This window comes from Exiguobacterium sp. s143, assembly GCF_018618895.1.
Taxonomy (GTDB): domain Bacteria; phylum Bacillota; class Bacilli; order Exiguobacteriales; family Exiguobacteriaceae; genus Exiguobacterium_A; species Exiguobacterium_A abrahamii.
On record NZ_JACSMX010000003.1, the window covers coordinates 198,924 to 215,258 of the forward strand.

General features: G+C 47.2%; 17 protein-coding genes. 12 read left to right on the forward strand and 5 right to left on the reverse strand.

Going from position 1 to position 16,335, the window contains the following annotated elements:
• The first annotated feature begins 79 nt into the window (after window positions 1-79).
• Window positions 80-259 carry a hypothetical protein gene (locus tag KNQ03_RS12345; protein ID WP_023466922.1) on the forward strand — a complete coding sequence of 60 codons (180 nt, stop codon included), beginning with the start codon at window positions 80-82 and terminating at the stop codon, window positions 257-259.
• Between the two features lie 77 nt (window positions 260-336).
• Here the strand turns inward: KNQ03_RS12345 and KNQ03_RS12350 are convergent, their stop codons facing one another.
• Window positions 337-660, reverse strand: coding sequence for a thioredoxin family protein (locus KNQ03_RS12350; RefSeq protein ID WP_023466923.1), 324 nt, complete (start codon window positions 658-660; stop codon window positions 337-339).
• Between the two features lie 299 nt (window positions 661-959).
• On the opposite strand from KNQ03_RS12350, the gene KNQ03_RS12355 reads away from it, so the two are divergent.
• Window positions 960-1,829, forward strand: coding sequence for a cation diffusion facilitator family transporter (locus KNQ03_RS12355; RefSeq protein ID WP_023466924.1), 870 nt, complete (start codon window positions 960-962; stop codon window positions 1,827-1,829).
• Between the two features lie 45 nt (window positions 1,830-1,874).
• On the opposite strand, the gene KNQ03_RS12360 is transcribed toward KNQ03_RS12355, so the two are convergent.
• Window positions 1,875-2,216, reverse strand: a complete 342-nt coding sequence (locus KNQ03_RS12360) for an ASCH domain-containing protein (protein ID WP_149426733.1) — start codon at window positions 2,214-2,216, stop codon at window positions 1,875-1,877.
• A 156-nt stretch (window positions 2,217-2,372) separates the two neighbouring features.
• Between KNQ03_RS12360 and KNQ03_RS12365 the strand changes: the two genes are divergently transcribed.
• The 6 genes from KNQ03_RS12365 (at window position 2,373) to KNQ03_RS12390 (ending at window position 10,918) form a co-directional block, all read left to right on the forward strand.
• Window positions 2,373-2,858, forward strand: coding sequence for a MarR family winged helix-turn-helix transcriptional regulator (locus KNQ03_RS12365; protein ID WP_214724976.1), 486 nt, complete (start codon window positions 2,373-2,375; stop codon window positions 2,856-2,858).
• Entirely contained in the window at window positions 2,851-4,575 is a 1,725-nt protein-coding gene (locus tag KNQ03_RS12370; RefSeq protein WP_214724978.1) for an ABC transporter ATP-binding protein, read from the forward strand. The genes KNQ03_RS12365 and KNQ03_RS12370 overlap by 8 nt, the downstream gene beginning before the upstream one ends.
• Window positions 4,572-6,428 (forward strand): ABC transporter ATP-binding protein, encoded by a 1,857-nt coding sequence (locus tag KNQ03_RS12375; RefSeq protein ID WP_053452507.1) that lies wholly within the window; start codon window positions 4,572-4,574, stop codon window positions 6,426-6,428. Before KNQ03_RS12370 ends, KNQ03_RS12375 begins: the two co-directional genes overlap by 4 nt.
• A gap of 215 nt (window positions 6,429-6,643) precedes the next feature.
• On the forward strand, window positions 6,644-8,440 hold the full coding sequence (locus KNQ03_RS12380) for a mechanosensitive ion channel (protein WP_050678922.1): 1,797 nt from the start codon (window positions 6,644-6,646) through the stop codon (window positions 8,438-8,440).
• A gap of 216 nt (window positions 8,441-8,656) precedes the next feature.
• Complete coding sequence (gene bcaP, locus KNQ03_RS12385) at window positions 8,657-10,045, forward strand: branched-chain amino acid transporter BcaP (RefSeq protein ID WP_023466930.1); 1,389 nt, start codon at window positions 8,657-8,659, stop codon at window positions 10,043-10,045.
• A 93-nt stretch (window positions 10,046-10,138) separates the two neighbouring features.
• Window positions 10,139-10,918 carry a GNAT family N-acetyltransferase gene (locus KNQ03_RS12390; RefSeq protein WP_214724980.1) on the forward strand — a complete coding sequence of 260 codons (780 nt, stop codon included), beginning with the start codon at window positions 10,139-10,141 and terminating at the stop codon, window positions 10,916-10,918.
• A gap of 20 nt (window positions 10,919-10,938) precedes the next feature.
• On the opposite strand, the gene KNQ03_RS12395 is transcribed toward KNQ03_RS12390, so the two are convergent.
• Together KNQ03_RS12395 and KNQ03_RS12400 are read right to left on the reverse strand one after the other, a co-directional pair.
• Window positions 10,939-11,385 (reverse strand): NUDIX hydrolase, encoded by a 447-nt coding sequence (locus KNQ03_RS12395; protein ID WP_214724982.1) that lies wholly within the window; start codon window positions 11,383-11,385, stop codon window positions 10,939-10,941.
• The gene (locus KNQ03_RS12400) at window positions 11,382-12,476 is read right to left on the reverse strand and encodes a nitric oxide synthase oxygenase (protein WP_214724984.1); all 1,095 of its coding nucleotides are present in this window, start codon (window positions 12,474-12,476) and stop codon (window positions 11,382-11,384) included. The genes KNQ03_RS12395 and KNQ03_RS12400 overlap by 4 nt, the downstream gene beginning before the upstream one ends.
• Before the next feature lie 187 nt (window positions 12,477-12,663).
• On the opposite strand from KNQ03_RS12400, the gene KNQ03_RS12405 reads away from it, so the two are divergent.
• Window positions 12,664-13,521: a YihY/virulence factor BrkB family protein gene (locus KNQ03_RS12405; RefSeq protein WP_023466934.1), complete on the forward strand. Its 858-nt coding sequence runs from the start codon at window positions 12,664-12,666 to the stop codon at window positions 13,519-13,521.
• Between the two features lie 50 nt (window positions 13,522-13,571).
• Here the strand turns inward: KNQ03_RS12405 and KNQ03_RS12410 are convergent, their stop codons facing one another.
• The gene (locus tag KNQ03_RS12410) at window positions 13,572-14,420 is read right to left on the reverse strand and encodes a sulfite exporter TauE/SafE family protein (protein WP_214724986.1); all 849 of its coding nucleotides are present in this window, start codon (window positions 14,418-14,420) and stop codon (window positions 13,572-13,574) included.
• A 115-nt stretch (window positions 14,421-14,535) separates the two neighbouring features.
• Between KNQ03_RS12410 and KNQ03_RS12415 the strand changes: the two genes are divergently transcribed.
• The 3 genes from KNQ03_RS12415 to KNQ03_RS12425 all read left to right on the forward strand — a co-directional run bounded on the left by KNQ03_RS12415 (window position 14,536) and on the right by KNQ03_RS12425 (window position 16,327).
• The gene (locus tag KNQ03_RS12415) at window positions 14,536-15,384 is read left to right on the forward strand and encodes a LysR family transcriptional regulator (protein WP_214724988.1); all 849 of its coding nucleotides are present in this window, start codon (window positions 14,536-14,538) and stop codon (window positions 15,382-15,384) included.
• A gap of 144 nt (window positions 15,385-15,528) precedes the next feature.
• Window positions 15,529-15,792, forward strand: coding sequence for a metal-sensitive transcriptional regulator (locus tag KNQ03_RS12420; protein ID WP_023466936.1), 264 nt, complete (start codon window positions 15,529-15,531; stop codon window positions 15,790-15,792).
• Between the two features lie 55 nt (window positions 15,793-15,847).
• Window positions 15,848-16,327: a DsrE/DsrF/DrsH-like family protein gene (locus KNQ03_RS12425; RefSeq protein ID WP_023466937.1), complete on the forward strand. Its 480-nt coding sequence runs from the start codon at window positions 15,848-15,850 to the stop codon at window positions 16,325-16,327.
• The last annotated feature ends 8 nt before the right edge of the window (window positions 16,328-16,335 follow it).

Consider the following 16,335-nt stretch of genomic DNA (forward strand, 5'->3'; position numbering starts at 1 on the left):
GTAATCCTTAGAAAGCATTATGTATGGTAGTGTTGTAGCGACGAAAGACGACAAATACGTGTTGAGTAGGAGGACTACGATGCGAAAACGAGATTATCTAATTTTCTTCATTCTATTTTTTATTTTGAACCTTATTAATTTCTTAGGATCACTAGGTATGCAGGATATTTTAGCGATTGTAGTCGTAGCCCTGATCGAAGCAGCTATAGCTGGAACGATTACGAATCTGTTCACCCGTATCTTTTTTAAGAAAAGTTGAGACGGATTGAAGTAGCACTCCAAATCAGATCGATACATAAAAAATAACCTGACGCTGCGGCGTCAGGTTAATTTTGCTTAGTTGAAGTTTTGCTTTAGGAATGCTGTGACTTCTTCTGGTGTTTTAGCATTTGCACTGTGCAAATGCGCTAGTTTTTCATTGTTTTTGAAGACGAGCAAGCTTGGGATTCCCATGACATCGTGGTTCGATGCGATTTCAGGGAACTCATCCTTGTCGATCGTATGGATTGGTAAGTGGTCGAATTGTGACTCGACATCCGGCATAAAGTAATCCATCCGTTTGCAGTCCGGGCACCAGTCTGCTTCGAACTTGATGATGACCGGTGCATCACTTGAAATCAATTCCTTGAATGTTTCTTCACTCTTAATGAATTCTGCCATTGTGAGAACTCCTCCTCTTGGTGTTGTACCTTTAGTCTACCGATTCCCTTCAGAACTTGCACGAATTATGTTCGTCAAAGAGTCTGACAAGTCAAAAAAGTTGGTTGCTCTTTAAGATAATGCTACCGATTTTCTTTAAAAGAGCCACATGACTTAATTAAATTCGGTTTGGTATAGGGAAACATTATTGCGTGTTTGTTAATTACCTAGTTCGAAACAAAATGATTTCTCTAGACCCACTCGATTTCCGACTGGTACGATGAGGTTTGCTAATCGCAGAGAAAGTGGGGGCGACGAGAATGGAACAACAAAAATACGATAATCTAAAACGCGGCGAACGCGGTGCGATGATCAGTATCGCAGCCTATATCTTGTTATCATCTTTAAAATTAATCATTGGTTATACAGCAGATTCTGCCGCACTCCGGGCGGACGGTTTGAACAACGCGACTGACATCATCGCGTCGATCGCGGTCTTGATCGGCTTACGGATTTCACAACGTCCGGCAGATGACGATCACAAATACGGACACTGGAAAAGTGAGACGATTGCCTCGCTCGTAGCTTCCTTCATCATGATGGCAGTCGGTCTTCAAGTCTTGATTGATACAATCTCGACGTTGTTCGAAGGCAAACAGGAGTCACCTGATATCCTCGCGGCATACGTCGGAATCGGTTCAGCCCTCGTGATGTACTTCGTCTACCGCTACAATAAGAAGTTATCCGAGGAGATTGAAAGCAAAGCCGTCATGGCAGCGGCGAAAGATAATCTATCGGATGCTTGGGTCAGTGTCGGGACGACGATCGGGATCGTCGGATCACAGTTCGGCATGCCATGGCTCGATGTCGTGACCGCGATCATCGTCGGCTTCTTGATCTGTAAGACAGCGTGGGACATCTTTACGGAAGCGTCACACGAACTGACGGATGGCTTCGATGAGAAGAAGCTGAAGATGTATGAAGATGTCATTTTTGATCTCGAAGGTGTCAAAGGCATCAAATCAATCAAAGGACGTAACTATGGAAACAATGAAGTCGTCGATGTCGTCATCCTCGTCAACTCCACCTTGAATATCCATCAGGCGCACGATATTGCAACACGTGTCGAGGATACGCTGACAGAAGAATATGGTGTCTACGATATCCATGTTCACGTCGAACCGGAATGAATTGAAAAACGTCTTTTCTACTGTAAGCGTAGAAAAGACGTTTTTTTATGGTTCTAATACGATCGTCAGAGCCAGTGCCCCATACTGTTGCTCGGCTTCTTTTGAATAGATCGTATAAGTCGACGTCACGAGTTCGTCGAGCGACCAACCGACACAATCGATATCTTCATTTGGGATCTGTTCGTAGAGCGCTCGGAAATCAGGAAAGACTTGTCTTTTTGTTACACGAACAAGTAGTGTCTCGCTCGTTTCCGTATGGGTGAACTGAATCTGATCACCGACGTGTATCTGTTGTCGTTTTGGGTCATTCAATCGAATCTCGACGATCTTGCGTTCCTGCTCGATCGAACGAAACGGTACTTCATACAACCCCATTTCATGTCTCATCTATGCTCACTCCTTATCTATTGAATCATAGCAAAAGCTATGTGAGTTTTCACATTGTCTTTTCGTTGACAATCGGAAATAATCGGCGTAATTTAGTTCATATAAGTAATTGTTCCTTTTGGAACGATTTGAAATGGAACAAGGAGGCGAAACAAGATGGATCAAACGGAAACGACCCGTTCGACTACGATGATGCAGTCGTTTTGGAACGTCCAGCGTCATCTCGTCCGGGCAGCGCACCAGACGGCACAGGAAAACGGACTCAGTTTACCGCAATTTCATAGTCTGATGACGATTGCACCGCGTGGACCGATTTCACAAAAAGAGCTCGCCGCACATACGCACTTACCGAAAAGTACGCTCAGTCAGTCGATTGAAGGACTCGTCCAATCGGGCTGGGTCATTCGCGAGACGAACCCTAACAATCGACGAGAAGTCGTTTTGATGCTTAGTGATCAAGGTCAGCAATTCGTCACCGACATCAAGGAACAAGAGAAGGGGATGCAACGTCAACTGGAGCAAGTGCTTGCGACGATTGAGCCGGACGTATTCGAACAGATGCTTGAAACACACGCAATGATTGCTGAAGGAATCGGTCAGATTTTACGTCCAGATCTGAAAGGAGGATGTTCGGATGATTAAGTTACTCAAACGGTTGACGGTCTATAAATGGGCGGTCCTTGCTGTGCTCGTCTTGGTTTTCGCGCAGTCGATGTCCGATTTGTATTTACCGACACTGATGGCGGACATCATCGATAAAGGCGTCGTTACCGGCGATACCGCGTATATTTGGAAAATTGGTGCCGTCATGCTGGGGATTACCGGTGTCGGGGCGTTAGCTGCAGTTGCCGCCAGTTATTATTCATCGAAGGCGTCGATGGGGCTCGGACGGGATATCCGTCGCCAAGTCTTTAACCATGTTGAACGATTTTCACTGCAAGAGTTCGACCAAGTCGGAACGGCGTCACTGATTACGCGGACGACGAACGACATCACACAAGTCCAACAAGTCGTCATCATGATGTTACGGATGGTCGTCAGTGCACCAATCATGTTCATCGGTGGATTGATCATGGCCGTCTCAAAAGATGCCAAACTATCGCTCGTCATCGTCGCGGCGATGCCGGTCCTTGTTATTTCGATCCTGTTGATTCTGTGGAAAGGCGTTCCATTGTTCGGGAAAGTCCAAAAGCGACTCGACCGTCTGAATCTCGTCTTGCGGGAGAACTTGACCGGAATTCGTGTCATCCGTGCCTTTAACCGAGAACGCGATGAACAAGTACGATTGACGAAAGCGAACGCGGATTTGACAGAAGTCTCGATCAAGGTCAATAAGATCATGGCGTTCTTGATGCCAGTGATGATGCTCGTCATGAACTTGACCGTTGTCGGTGTCATTTGGTTCGGGGGCATCCGGATCGATAATGGTGGCATGCAAATCGGGGACTTGATGGCGTTCATTCAGTACGTCATGCAAATTATGTTCGCTCTCGTCATGGCATCGGTCATGTTCGTCATGATTCCGCGGGCAGCCGTCTCGGCGAAACGGATCAATGAAGTTCTCGAGATGACACCGACGATGACAGATGAGGGGACACAAACCGCTGACCGTGAAAAAGGAACGCTCGTCTTTGATCGCGTCACATTCCGTTACCCAGGTGCTGAGACACCTGTCTTATCCGATATCAGTTTTGCGGCACGACCAGGTGAAGTTACGGCTGTGATCGGCGGAACGGGTTCCGGTAAATCAACACTCGTCAATTTGATTCCTCGTTTTTATGACGTGACGGAAGGGAGTATCCGCGTCAACGGTGTCGATAGCCATGATGTCCTGCAAGAAGAACTGCGGTCGAAAATCGGCTTCGTTCCCCAAAAGGCGTTATTGTTCACGGGTACGATCGCGGAAAACATTCGTTTCGGGAAAGAGGACGCGACAGACGAAGAGGTCGCGCATGCTGCGCAAATTGCACAAGCGACCGATTTCATCGAACGGATGCCGGACGGCTACGACGCACGGATCGAACAAGGTGGATCAAACGTCTCTGGTGGGCAAAAACAACGGTTGTCGATTGCTCGGGCACTTGTTCGTCGACCGGACTTGTATGTCTTTGATGACAGTTTTTCAGCGCTCGACTTTAAAACTGATGCGGCACTTCGAAAAGCCTTACGGGAAGAAACACGTGAAGCAACGGTCTTGATCGTCGCTCAGCGTGTCAGCACCGTTATTGACGCCGATCAAATCATCGTCCTTGATGAAGGAAAAGTCGCCGGAATCGGAACGCATGATGAATTGTTTGCTGACAATGCCGTTTATCAGGAAATCGTTAAGTCACAACTATCAGAGGAGGAAATCGCATGAGTGAGAAAAAACGACCTGCCGGCGGTCCTCCGCCTGGTGGTCCCGGTGGCGGAAATATGATGATGCTCGGAGAAAAACCAAAGGATTTCAAAGCAACGTTCCGTCGTCTGCTTCGGTATCTGCGTCCGCGTCGGACGGCACTCGTTGGTGTTTTCCTCGCAGCCATCCTCAGTACGGTCTTCATGATTGCCGGTCCGAAAATCATGGGGACGGCAATCACGGAATTGTTTGAAGGCGCATATGCGAAGTTTCAGGGTGTGCCGGGAGCGGCGATCGACTTCACAAAAATCGGACAGATCCTGCTCTGGCTGGCTGGATTGTATATCATCAGTAGTCTGTTCAATTACTTGCAACAGTATTTGATGTCAGGTATCGCTCAAAAAACAGTCTACGATTTACGCGAAGACGTCAATCATAAACTCGAACGCCTGCCATTGAAATATTACGATGGTCGTCCGAACGGGGAGACACTCAGCCGCGTGACGAATGATATTGATACGATCGGGAGTACGTTACAACAAAGTGTGACATCGTTCATCACCTCAATTGTGACAATCGTCGGAATTCTGATCATGATGTTGACGATTAGTCCGCTGTTAACGCTGATTTCGCTCGTCTCATTACCGGTTTCGATTTTTGCGATCCGTCCGATTTTGAAACGGTCCCAAAAATACTTTGCCGATCAACAACGGACACTTGGACAATTGAACGGTCACGTCGAAGAGATGTATACCGGACACTCGGTCGTCAAGGCGTTCGGACATGAACGCAAAGCGGTCGAGCAGTTTGATGCCGTCAACGAAGAGTTGTATGAAGCAGGACGTAAAGCACAGTTCATCTCCGGGATCATCATGCCGATGATGATGTTCATCGGAAATATCAGTTACGTCCTGATCAGTATCGTCGGCGGGATTCTCGTCACGCAACGGGCGATCTCGATCGGAGATATTCAAGCGTTCATCACCTATACACGGCAGTTCACGCAACCGATCACACAGACGGCGAACATCGCGAACATCGTCCAATCGACGGTCGCAGCAGCGGAACGTGTCTTCGAATTACTGGACGAAGAAGAAGAAATCAAGGAAGTAACGACACATCGTCTTACGCAGGCTGAAGGGGCGGTCGCGTTCGAACACGTTGATTTTGGTTACGGAACCGATCTCTTGATCGAGGACATGAACATCGATGTCGCACCGGGACAAACGGTCGCAATCGTTGGACCGACGGGTGCCGGTAAGACGACGATGATCAATCTATTGATGCGCTTTTATGAGTTGAACGGGGGGACGATTCGGATTGACGGCATCGATACCCGTGAGATGTCACGCGAAGACTTACGGACGACATTCGGTATGGTCTTACAAGATACGTGGCTCTTCAACGGTACGATCCGGGATAATCTTGCTTACGGTAAAAGTGGAGCGACAGAGGAAGAAATCATCGCCGCAGCCAAAACAGCGCACGCTGATCACTTCATCCGGACGTTGCCGGACGGGTATGATACGGTCTTGAACGAGGAAGCCTCGAACATCTCGCAAGGTCAGAAACAGTTGTTGACGATCGCTCGGGCCGTTCTTGCCGATCCTCCGATCATGATTCTCGATGAAGCGACCTCTAGTGTGGATACACGGACAGAGGTCTTCATCCAGCAAGCGATGCGTCGCTTGATGGAAGGGCGGACGAGCTTTGTCATTGCCCATCGTCTCTCGACGATCAAGGATGCCGATCTGATTCTCGTCATGAATCAAGGAAGTGTCATCGAACAGGGCACACATGAAGAATTACTCGAGGCAGACGGGTTTTATGCAGATCTGTACAACAGTCAGTTCTCTGAAAAAGAAGTCGTTTGATATAAGGCAGTGTCGTCATTTAGACGATACTGCTTTTTTCCGAAATGATTGTTGTAGCAGTGTATCCTCACATATAGCAAACATCCCATTTTTTGTATTGAAAACAAAAAACGCCACATTCTGGTACGGACACGGGTTTAATAAATCCTTTAGCTGGGGAAATTAAAGAAGTGTCAGAAATATATAATTTTATTTAGGTGAAGGAGTGTGGCAGGATGAATAACATTTGGAACGGAACGTCGTTGAACTTGAACGGCATTCTCGGATCACTCGGCAACTTGCTTGGAGCGATCATCATTTTCTTGATTGGATGGCTCATTGCCAAGCTGATCGCGAACGGGGTTCAAAAAGCGTTAGAGAAGTCTGGGGTCGTCAACAAGTTGTCACCTCAAAAAGAAGGTACGCCACCAAAGAAGAAAAAGTGGACACCTGAAAAAATCATCGGGACCGTCGTCTTTTGGGTGCTCATGGTCTTCGTTCTCATCTTGGTCTTCAACATCCTTGATCTGAACATCATTGCTGGACCACTTGCGGATACGATGAGTACATTACTCGCGGCAATCCCGAACATCTTGAAAGCAGCCCTCATCCTTCTCTTGGCATACGTCATCGCGGTCGTTCTCCGCATGATTATCGTCAAAGCAGGAACGAAGCTGATGGCGAACGACAAAGTACGTTCGAACAAGATGCTTCAAGGTCAGACGGATCTTTCAGCTTATCCAAAAGTAGCAGGGGAGATCGTCTTCTACCTCGTCTTACTTCTGTTCCTACCGGGTGTACTCGGTGCCTTGAACATTGAGAGTGTCTCACAACCGTTCAGCCAATTGTTATCGTCATTCCTTGGATTCATTCCACGCTTGATTGCTGCGGCAGCCATCTTCTTCGTTGGTTTCCTCGTAGCGAAAATCGTCCGCGATATCGTGACGAATTTCCTTCATGCTGTTGGAACGGATAAATTTGCAGCTCGCTTCAACCTTGGATCAACGGATCAAAAAGATGCGAAATCACTTTCGTCGATTCTCGGAACAGTCGTCTTCATCTTGATTCTGATTCCAATCACGATTTCAGCACTTGATCAATTGAACATTAAAGGAATCACAGGACCAGCGATCAACATGTTGAACGATGTCCTTGGTATGATTCCGAACATCATCGTTGGTGTCGTTCTAATTCTTGTCGGTCTTTACGTCGGACGTTTCATCAAGAAATTCGTTACGGATCTCTTATCACGTCTTGGATTCAACAACCTGACACGTCACTTGAAGATCGGTTCATGGGATGCGAACCAAGCTTCTACATCACCAGCTTCAATCGTAGGTGCACTCGTTGAGATCGTCATCGTCGTTCTCTTCGTCGTCGAAGCATTCAACTTGATTGGTCTTGACTTCATGGTCGACCTCGGTCGTGCCGTCCTTGCGTTCTTACCGAGCGTCTTGACAGCGATCATCATTCTCGCAATCGGGATCATCGTCAGCAACCTCGTCAAACGTACGATGGACAGCTTGTTCGGCAACTCTGAACTAAAAGTCCTCTCAAGCGTTGCGAAGTATGCGATTCTTGCACTTGCTGTCTTCATGGCACTTGATCAATTGGGTGTTGCTGATACGATTGTCAACTCAGCCTTCATCTTGATCCTTGGAGCACTTGCGCTTGCTTTCGGTCTTGCCTTTGGTCTTGGTGGACGTGATAATGCATCGCGTTACCTCGATCGTTTGCAAAAGAAAGCAGAGAACACGGAAGTCGACACATCGAACCTTCCAAGTAAGTCAGCATCGACTTCTTCATCACCGAGCTTGAAAGATGCAGCAAAAGGTGCAGCTTCACAAGCAGCAGATGATGTCACACCAGATCGTGCACCACGTTCAGCGCGCTCTTCTTCAACAGATGAGACGACACATGGTACACCAAAAGGTGCATTGCCAGAAAACGATTTAGCACAGCAAGATGATTACCCGATCGATCCAGATGATCATAAAGGTCCTAACCTCGATCATCCAAACGATCGTCCGTAATACGAGTACATCCTTTCCTCTCATTTTGAGGAAAGGGTGTTTTTGCGTTGACGCATCAAAGCATTGTCGCATTTTCACAAAAGTGGTTTGACCACTTTGTGAAAAAATACAGAAAAAAAGACTTATCGAACCTGACATCGTTTGTTATGATAAGAAAGTCAATTACCTCAATGATTTGAATATTCAGAAAAAAGAGAAAAGTTCGGAGGATGAAACATGAGTTTGCTTCGCAAGAAAGATGTCAGTGTGATGATGGACATGAAACAACATTCCAAACTGGCACGTCACTTATCAGGGTTTGACCTTATTTTACTTGGAATCGGTGCCATCATCGGTACCGGGATTTTCGTTCTGACAGGAACGGGCGCTCTTTATGCAGGACCTGCTTTACCGATCTCATTTATTATTTCCGCTATCGTCTGTGCGCTCGCAGCCCTTTGTTATGCTGAATTCTCGTCGATGATTCCCGTCTCAGGTAGTGTATATACGTATACATACGCAACGATTGGGGAAGTCGTGGCTTGGATCATCGGCTGGTGTCTCATTTTAGAATACGGACTCGCTTCGAGTGCCGTTGCGACCGGCTGGTCAGGGTACTTCCAGTCACTGTTAGCAGGCTTTGGTCTCCATTTACCGACAGCTTTAACAGCTGCTCCAGGTGCTGTACCAGGAAGCGAAACGTTCTTTAACTTACCAGCGTTCTTGATTCTGATGGTCATCACGCTCTTGCTTTCGCTTGGGATTAAAGAGACAAAACGCGTCAACAACATCATGGTACTCGTCAAAGTTGCCGTCGTCGTCTTGTTCATCGTCGTCGGGATCTGGTATATCGAACCAGGCAACTACAAGCCGTTTGCGCCGTTCGGTATGAGCGGTGTCCTGCAAGCATCAGCGATTGCCTTCTTCGCTTATCTTGGATTTGATGCCGTCACATCGGCAGCAGAAGAAGTCAAAAACCCGGGACGTAACTTACCGATTGGGATTCTAGGATCGCTTGCGATCGTTACCGTTTTGTACGTCGTGGTCTCTGCTATCATGGTCGGAATCGTTCCATTCAAACAGTTTGAAGGTGTTGATAGCCCAGTATCCCTTGCCTTAAAAGTGGCTGGCCAAGACTGGGTCGCTGGATTCGTTGACTTAGGAGCCATCGTTGGTATGACGACGGTCATCCTCGTCATGACATTTGGTCTCGTCCGTCTCTTGTTCGCGATGAGCCGTGACGGATTATTACCGAAAGTCTTCTCAGACGTCAATGAAAAGTCACACACACCAGTTAAAGCGACTTGGATTCTCGGAACGACTGCTGGTTTAATCGCTGGATTCGTGCCGCTTGGTACACTTGCTGAATTGATCAACATCGGAACACTGGCAGCCTTCTCGCTCATCTCGATCGCGGTCATCGTCCTACGCCGGACGCGTCCCGATTTGAAGCGCGCCTTTAAGGTTCCGTTCGTCCCAGTCTTACCAATTTTGTCAGTCCTTGCTTGTATCATGCTCATGTTCAACTTACAACCATTCACGTGGATTGCCTTCTTTGTCTGGACAGCCATTGGATTACTGTTGTACTTCGGATATGGACGCAAGCGTTCGAAACTCCATCAATGAATCGACTAACACCCTTGGCGACAAGGGTGTTTTTGTATGCAGGAAATGAGGCGAACGAAAGCGAAACAGCTCAGTGGAAAAGGAGGTTTTTCGATGATTCATATTCAACGCGCACCTGGCGTAAAAACGGCGTACAAAGCGATGCAGGATGGATTCCAAGATTATTTGATTCCACTGCACTTATCGGAAGCAGAATTCCAAGAGCGCATCATCGAACGAGACGGGAACCAATTGGAGCATTCATTCGTTGCCTATCATGGAGAAATACCGGTCGGTCTCTGGCTGAACGGTTGGAAGGAGATCGAGGGTCAACGCATCATGCGGTGTGGGGGACTGGGGATTTCACCACAATATCGTCGTCTTGGGATCGCGAAAGCCTTGTATCAAGCACAACTGAGCCATGCTAAAGAAATCGGAATGGATGGTCTGATGCTTGAAGTCATTCAAGGGAACGATCCGGCAATTCGCTTGTATGAATCGCTTCACTATACGATTGTTGGAGAAATCGGATATTTTCATTTAACGGATGAACGTCAAGAAGCCGCTCTGCCGACGATCGAAGAAGTGGAGTTTTTAAAACAATACCATGGACAAGGGGAATACATCTGGCAGCAAGATCCTCATGTCATGCAGCAATTACAAACGGATTATTACCAATTAGAAGCAAGTGTAGTGGCAGTAGCCGGATCATCTCTCTTGTCAGTCGTAGGTCCAGCAGAACAAAAAGCACGACATGCGACAGAAGTCGTCCGTCGTTTACCGGGCACGACCTACCATTATCAATCAACAGATGTGCAGATTTGGGAGGCGTTACGTTCTGAAGGGTGGACTCAGCGGGATTTGAAACAATACATCATGCGTCAGTCGCTATAAACAAAACCGCTGCTATTCATTTAGCGGCGGTTTTTGTAGTCTTCAATCATTCGAGCGTGAGAACCGACCAAATGATCAGGTAAGTCATCAAGCGGTACGAACTGGAGCTTGATACTCTCATCACTTTGTTTTAACGTTCCGATCGGATGTTCACCGATATAGGAAAGGGTGACGCTTTGAAAGACGTCTCCGTTCGCTAACGTCGTCACGTATTGCGGACCGGAGTAGACATCGAGTAACGTTAATCGTTCCACCTCTAAGCCAGTCTCTTCTTTAAGCTCTCGACGAGCGGTCTCTTCCGGTGATTCCGCCCATTCCATCAATCCTCCTGGTAAACCAAAGCGGGCTTGTGCTTCATTGCGTTGTTCGAGCAAAATGTGCTCATTTTGTACGACGAGGACGACGGAACCGACAAGAATGATTGGATCATGACCGATTTTTTGACGTAACTGCTTGACATAATTCATTTCAGTGCTCCTTGGTGGAACGGACAGCCGGTCACGGGCGCTGTCTGTGTTGATTTCGGAAAGAAGTTCGGTCGTTTGATTTCCGGGTCGTAATCCTTATGGAACATATGCGTCGTTGCACCACTCATCGGTGGCACGAGCCAGGACCATTCCCCGGTGACATCACGACCGCACGCTGCTTCATTTTTTTCAAAACGAGCGAACTGTTTCGCAGCCGTATGATGATCAACGATCGTAACACCGGCGCGTTCGAACGATTCAAGTACGGCGATGTTCAGTTCGACGAGCGCTCGGTCTTTCCAAAGCGAACGTTCACGCGAGGTATTCAAACCGAGTTGTGTCGCGACGAGCGGTAACAGATCGTAACGATCCGTATCGGCGAGGTTACGGGCACCGATTTCTGTTCCCATGTACCATCCGTTGAACGGGGCACACGGATAGACGATGCCACCGATTTCAAGATGCATGTCGGCAATCATCGGCACGGCATACCAGCGGACTTCGCGACCACCGAACAGATCATAGTCAGGATGTGTGATGCTGACTTCGAGCACGAGCTCATTTGGGATCGGATGCAGACTGACTTGTCCATCGAGTTCGATCAGCAGAGGCAGGATATCAAAGGGGGTACGCGCTCCGGTCCAGCCAAGTGCTTCACATTGGCGCGTCAGTTGGATGGAAGCCGGGTCGCCGATGATTCCTGTTGCGGTCTCATAACCAGCGTAGCGGATCAGTTGGTGATTATGAAGCCGGACACGTGTCGGATGGAAAATCGTGATCGTCGAGCGAATTCGTCCCTCGTTCGTCGCGAACCGGATATGCTCAAATAACGCGTCGCGGACCGCTTCGACGGTCAACGCATCTCGCGCGTCAAAGACATGGAGCTGCTCCCAAAAGAGACGTCCGACACATCGGTTACTGTTTCGCCAAGCGAGCTTGGCGCCGAACGCTAGCTCGGAAGCCGTCTGTTCGTATGTTCCTGTCCTTTCAATCGACTGGATGACTTCTTGCTGACGTCCGACCATTTCGGGGTATTGCTCTATATAAGAAGTAAAGAAGCGTTCTGCTTCGGTTTGAATGAGTGAGTACACGAATCGAAATCCTTTCTGAAAAACAAGCACGATACAATCTCTGTTCCTAGTGTACCCCGCGCAGAACCGAAGCGCCAAACTTGAATGATGTATAAGGTTGTTATAAGTTCAAAAGACTTCCAAAAGTTTAAAGGAAGTACGAAATGGGGGATAGTCTAGAGAATTAGTTGAAAGTGAGGAAATTTGTATGTCTTTAATCAAACCTGTATTTGCCCGTTTTTTTGGTGAAGCCTTTTTTGATAAATCGGCTCAGCTCGCCTATTATCTGATGTTGTCCTTATTCCCGTTCTTATTATTCGTAGTTGGGATCGTCTCGTTCTTACCGTTTACGTCCGATAACGTGCTGGATTTAATTCGACCGTTTGCTCCGGCAGAAACGTACGACTTGATTCAGCGAAACGTCGTTGGAATCTTTGATCAAGGTGGCTTCAAACTTGCCTCGATCAGTTTCCTTGCTGCCTTTTGGCTTGCTTCGATGTCGGTCCAGTCACTTGTCCGCTCGCTGAACGATGCGCTCGAAGTGACACGAAAAGCGCCATTCTGGCGCGGACTGTTGCAAGACTTCGCTTTTACGATCGGGATGATGATCATCTTACCGATTTCATTGATCGTTCCGATTTCAGAAAAGTTAACACGGCGTTTCATCAACCACTTTGCAATCGTCGCTGATTTCGTGACGAACTATTCGTGGATCTGGTTCTTATTCCGCTGGGGACTCGGGACGTTGTTCTTACTTGTCTTTTTCATCTTATTGTATCGGATTTTACCGAGTGTCCGACTAACGGTTCGTCAAGTACTCCCTGGAGCCATTTTTGCGACGATCGCTTGGCAAGTCGTTTCGGAATTCTTCTCTTACTATGCTGAGTTCGGGAGTTACGATCGTCTTTACGGTCAGCTTGCCGGAATCATCGTCTTGATGACATGGTTCTATTTATCTGCTGTCGTCCTGATGTTAGGGGGATTGATGAATGCGGAACGCATGCGTCAGAAAAAAGAGGCAAAAATCATGAAACCGCAAAAAATCAAAGAAGAAAGCGTGCGTTAATCATTGAGCACGCACAAAAGCAGCTGACGATGTGTCAGCTGCTTTTTCATTTAGGCCGTTTTAAGAATCCGGTAACCGAAGACGCTTAACAGGCTGAGTGTGAATAGAGCGAGTAAGACGAGTGACAGATAGGGAAGACCGAACACTTTGACGATGACGCTTAAGGCGACGATACCATAAAAGATTCCTAACGTCTTTTGAACGAACGGTTCATTGAAGCGATGCAAGAGTGACGCGCCGAGTGGTGAGCCGATGAACGCACCGATGATTAAAGCAATCCCGAGTGATAACGGAGCGCTGGTTCCGGAAGCAACATAACTCGTCACTCCTCCAAGAACGATCAATGTCGCAGAGGCGATACTCGTTCCGATTGCTTGTTTGAGCGGAAAACGAACCCATCCGAGCAAGAGAGGCGTCAACAAGAATCCACCGCTGACACCCATCAATGATGAGAGGATTCCGGCAGCAAGTCCGATGACGGCGAGCTTTACGATCGAAGCATGATGGACCGGAAAAGACGGACGTTCCTTTGAACGGGGACGAAGAAACTGAATCGAAAAACCAATCAGTAAAACGATGTAGAGACTCGATAAGACGACATCAGCACCAGCATGACGCTCGAGCCAAAAGACGACTGGTGTGATCAACGCAGAACCGATGATGCCGGACAGACCAATAATCCCGGCATCACGAAAACGGAATGTTTTTAATCGAAGATGTGAAAGCGTGCCGGTCACAGTCGATCCGAGTGTCAGTAACAGACTGAGGACGATCGCGGTGCTGGCTTCATAGCCGAGAATCAATAAAAGTGGGGTCAGGATGATGCCGCCACCGATTCCGAAAAAGCCGGAGAGTATGCCGATGGTTGCTCCTAACAAAATAAATGAGATATACATCATGAAACAGTCCTTCTTTCTAATACGTGATACCTTGAGTATGAAAGAGGAATACAAGATTATAAAAATGAATTAATTATATATAAATGATTATGAAATGTAATAAGGAGGGGTATTGTTGAAATTAACTGAACTCAGAACGTTCGTCACACTCGTTGAAACACGTCACTTTACAAAAACAGCGGAACAGTTATTTCTATCGCAACCGACGGTCAGTGTTCACGTCAAACGACTAGAAGAAGAGATCGGACATTCATTGTTAATACGTGATTCATTCACAATAGGGGTCGAGGTATCGGAAATGGGCTGGATTGTCTATCGCCACGCGAAAGAAATTCTTTTCCAGCTCGAACAGATGCAGTCCCAGCTGGATGAATCGGAAGGTGTCTTCCGCGGAACCTTACGGATCGGAGCAACGCATACGATTCACGAAATGTTGCTCGATAATATGATTCATCTGTTTTCAAGCGTTCATCCTAAGGTATCACTAGATATCCAGTTAATGAACCATGATCAAGTTGCAGCAGCCTTAAGACATCGTGAGATTGATCTCGGGATGATCGAAGGAGAACTGACACTTGATGGGATCAAACAAATCGTCTTTGCGAAAGATCAACTGCACATCATTGGTGCGGCTCACCTTTCGTTAAACGATGCAACGTGGATCGTTCGCGAAGAAGGATCTGCATCCCGCTATGCGCTCGACCGTTGGCTTGATGCTTCGTCAATCGTGCCCGCAAGAACGATTACAGTTGATGCCAACTATTTAGTGCGCCAACTTGTTTTTAATGGGAGTGGCATTGCAGCATTGTCGGAACGACTCGTCACGTCTTTCCCGTCTGAGTCTTTTACGCTTCATGCGAAAGGGATCTCTAAACGAACGTTTCGTTATCTGTTACCAGAGAAGATGCCCACTCGCCTTGCAGAACATTGGATCACTTTTTTACAGGCGAATTGGAAAGGTTAAATGCAAAAAGATTTCCGGACGTTCTACAATGGCGACAAAATCGGAAATCTTTTTCGTTGACTTATACCCCTATAGGTATTATTGTGTGAAATGTACCAACGAGGTATGACGCATGTCACATTTAAAAAAGGAGATGGACTTCATATGGAAAACGGTTATGAAGATCGCATCATTCATCGGATGAATCGGATTGAAGGACAAATCCACGGAATCGTTCGAATGATGAAAGAAGAGGCGTCTTGTAAGGATGTCGTCACACAACTGAGTGCGACACGTAGTGCAATCGATCGCGTCATCGGTCTCGTCGTCAGTGAGAACTTGATCGACTGTGTCCGTCAGGATGATGCGACGGAAAATCATGAACAAGCCGTTGCAGAGGCTGTTCAACTCTTAATGAAAAGCAGATAAATTTTTTTATGAATTAATATACCCATTAGGGTAAAAACTTGGAGGAATTACGTTCATGTCAGATACAAAAAAAACAACCATCGTTTTATTTAGTGGAGAGTACGACAAAGTCATGGCAGCTTATATCATTGCCAACGGTGCAGCCGCATACGATCACGAAGTCACGATTTTTCATACCTTCTGGGGTTTGAATGCGATGCGTAAGGATGAACCGATCCAGCCGGATAAAACATTCCTTGAGAAGATGTTCGGTAAGTTCATGCCACGCGGTGCTGATAAGATGCCACTCTCGAAAATGAACTTCGGTGGTGCAGGTCAAAAAATGATTAAAAACGTCATGAAGAAGCACAATGCGATGCCACTTCCAGACTTAATCGAATTAGCGAAAGAACAGGATGTCAAACTCGTCGCCTGTACGATGACGATGGATTTACTCGGTTTGAAACAGGAAGAATTACACGACGGGATTGAGTATGCAGGTGTTGCCGCCTACCTCGCCGATGCGGAGAACGGAAACGTCAATCTATTCATCTAATGATCTGA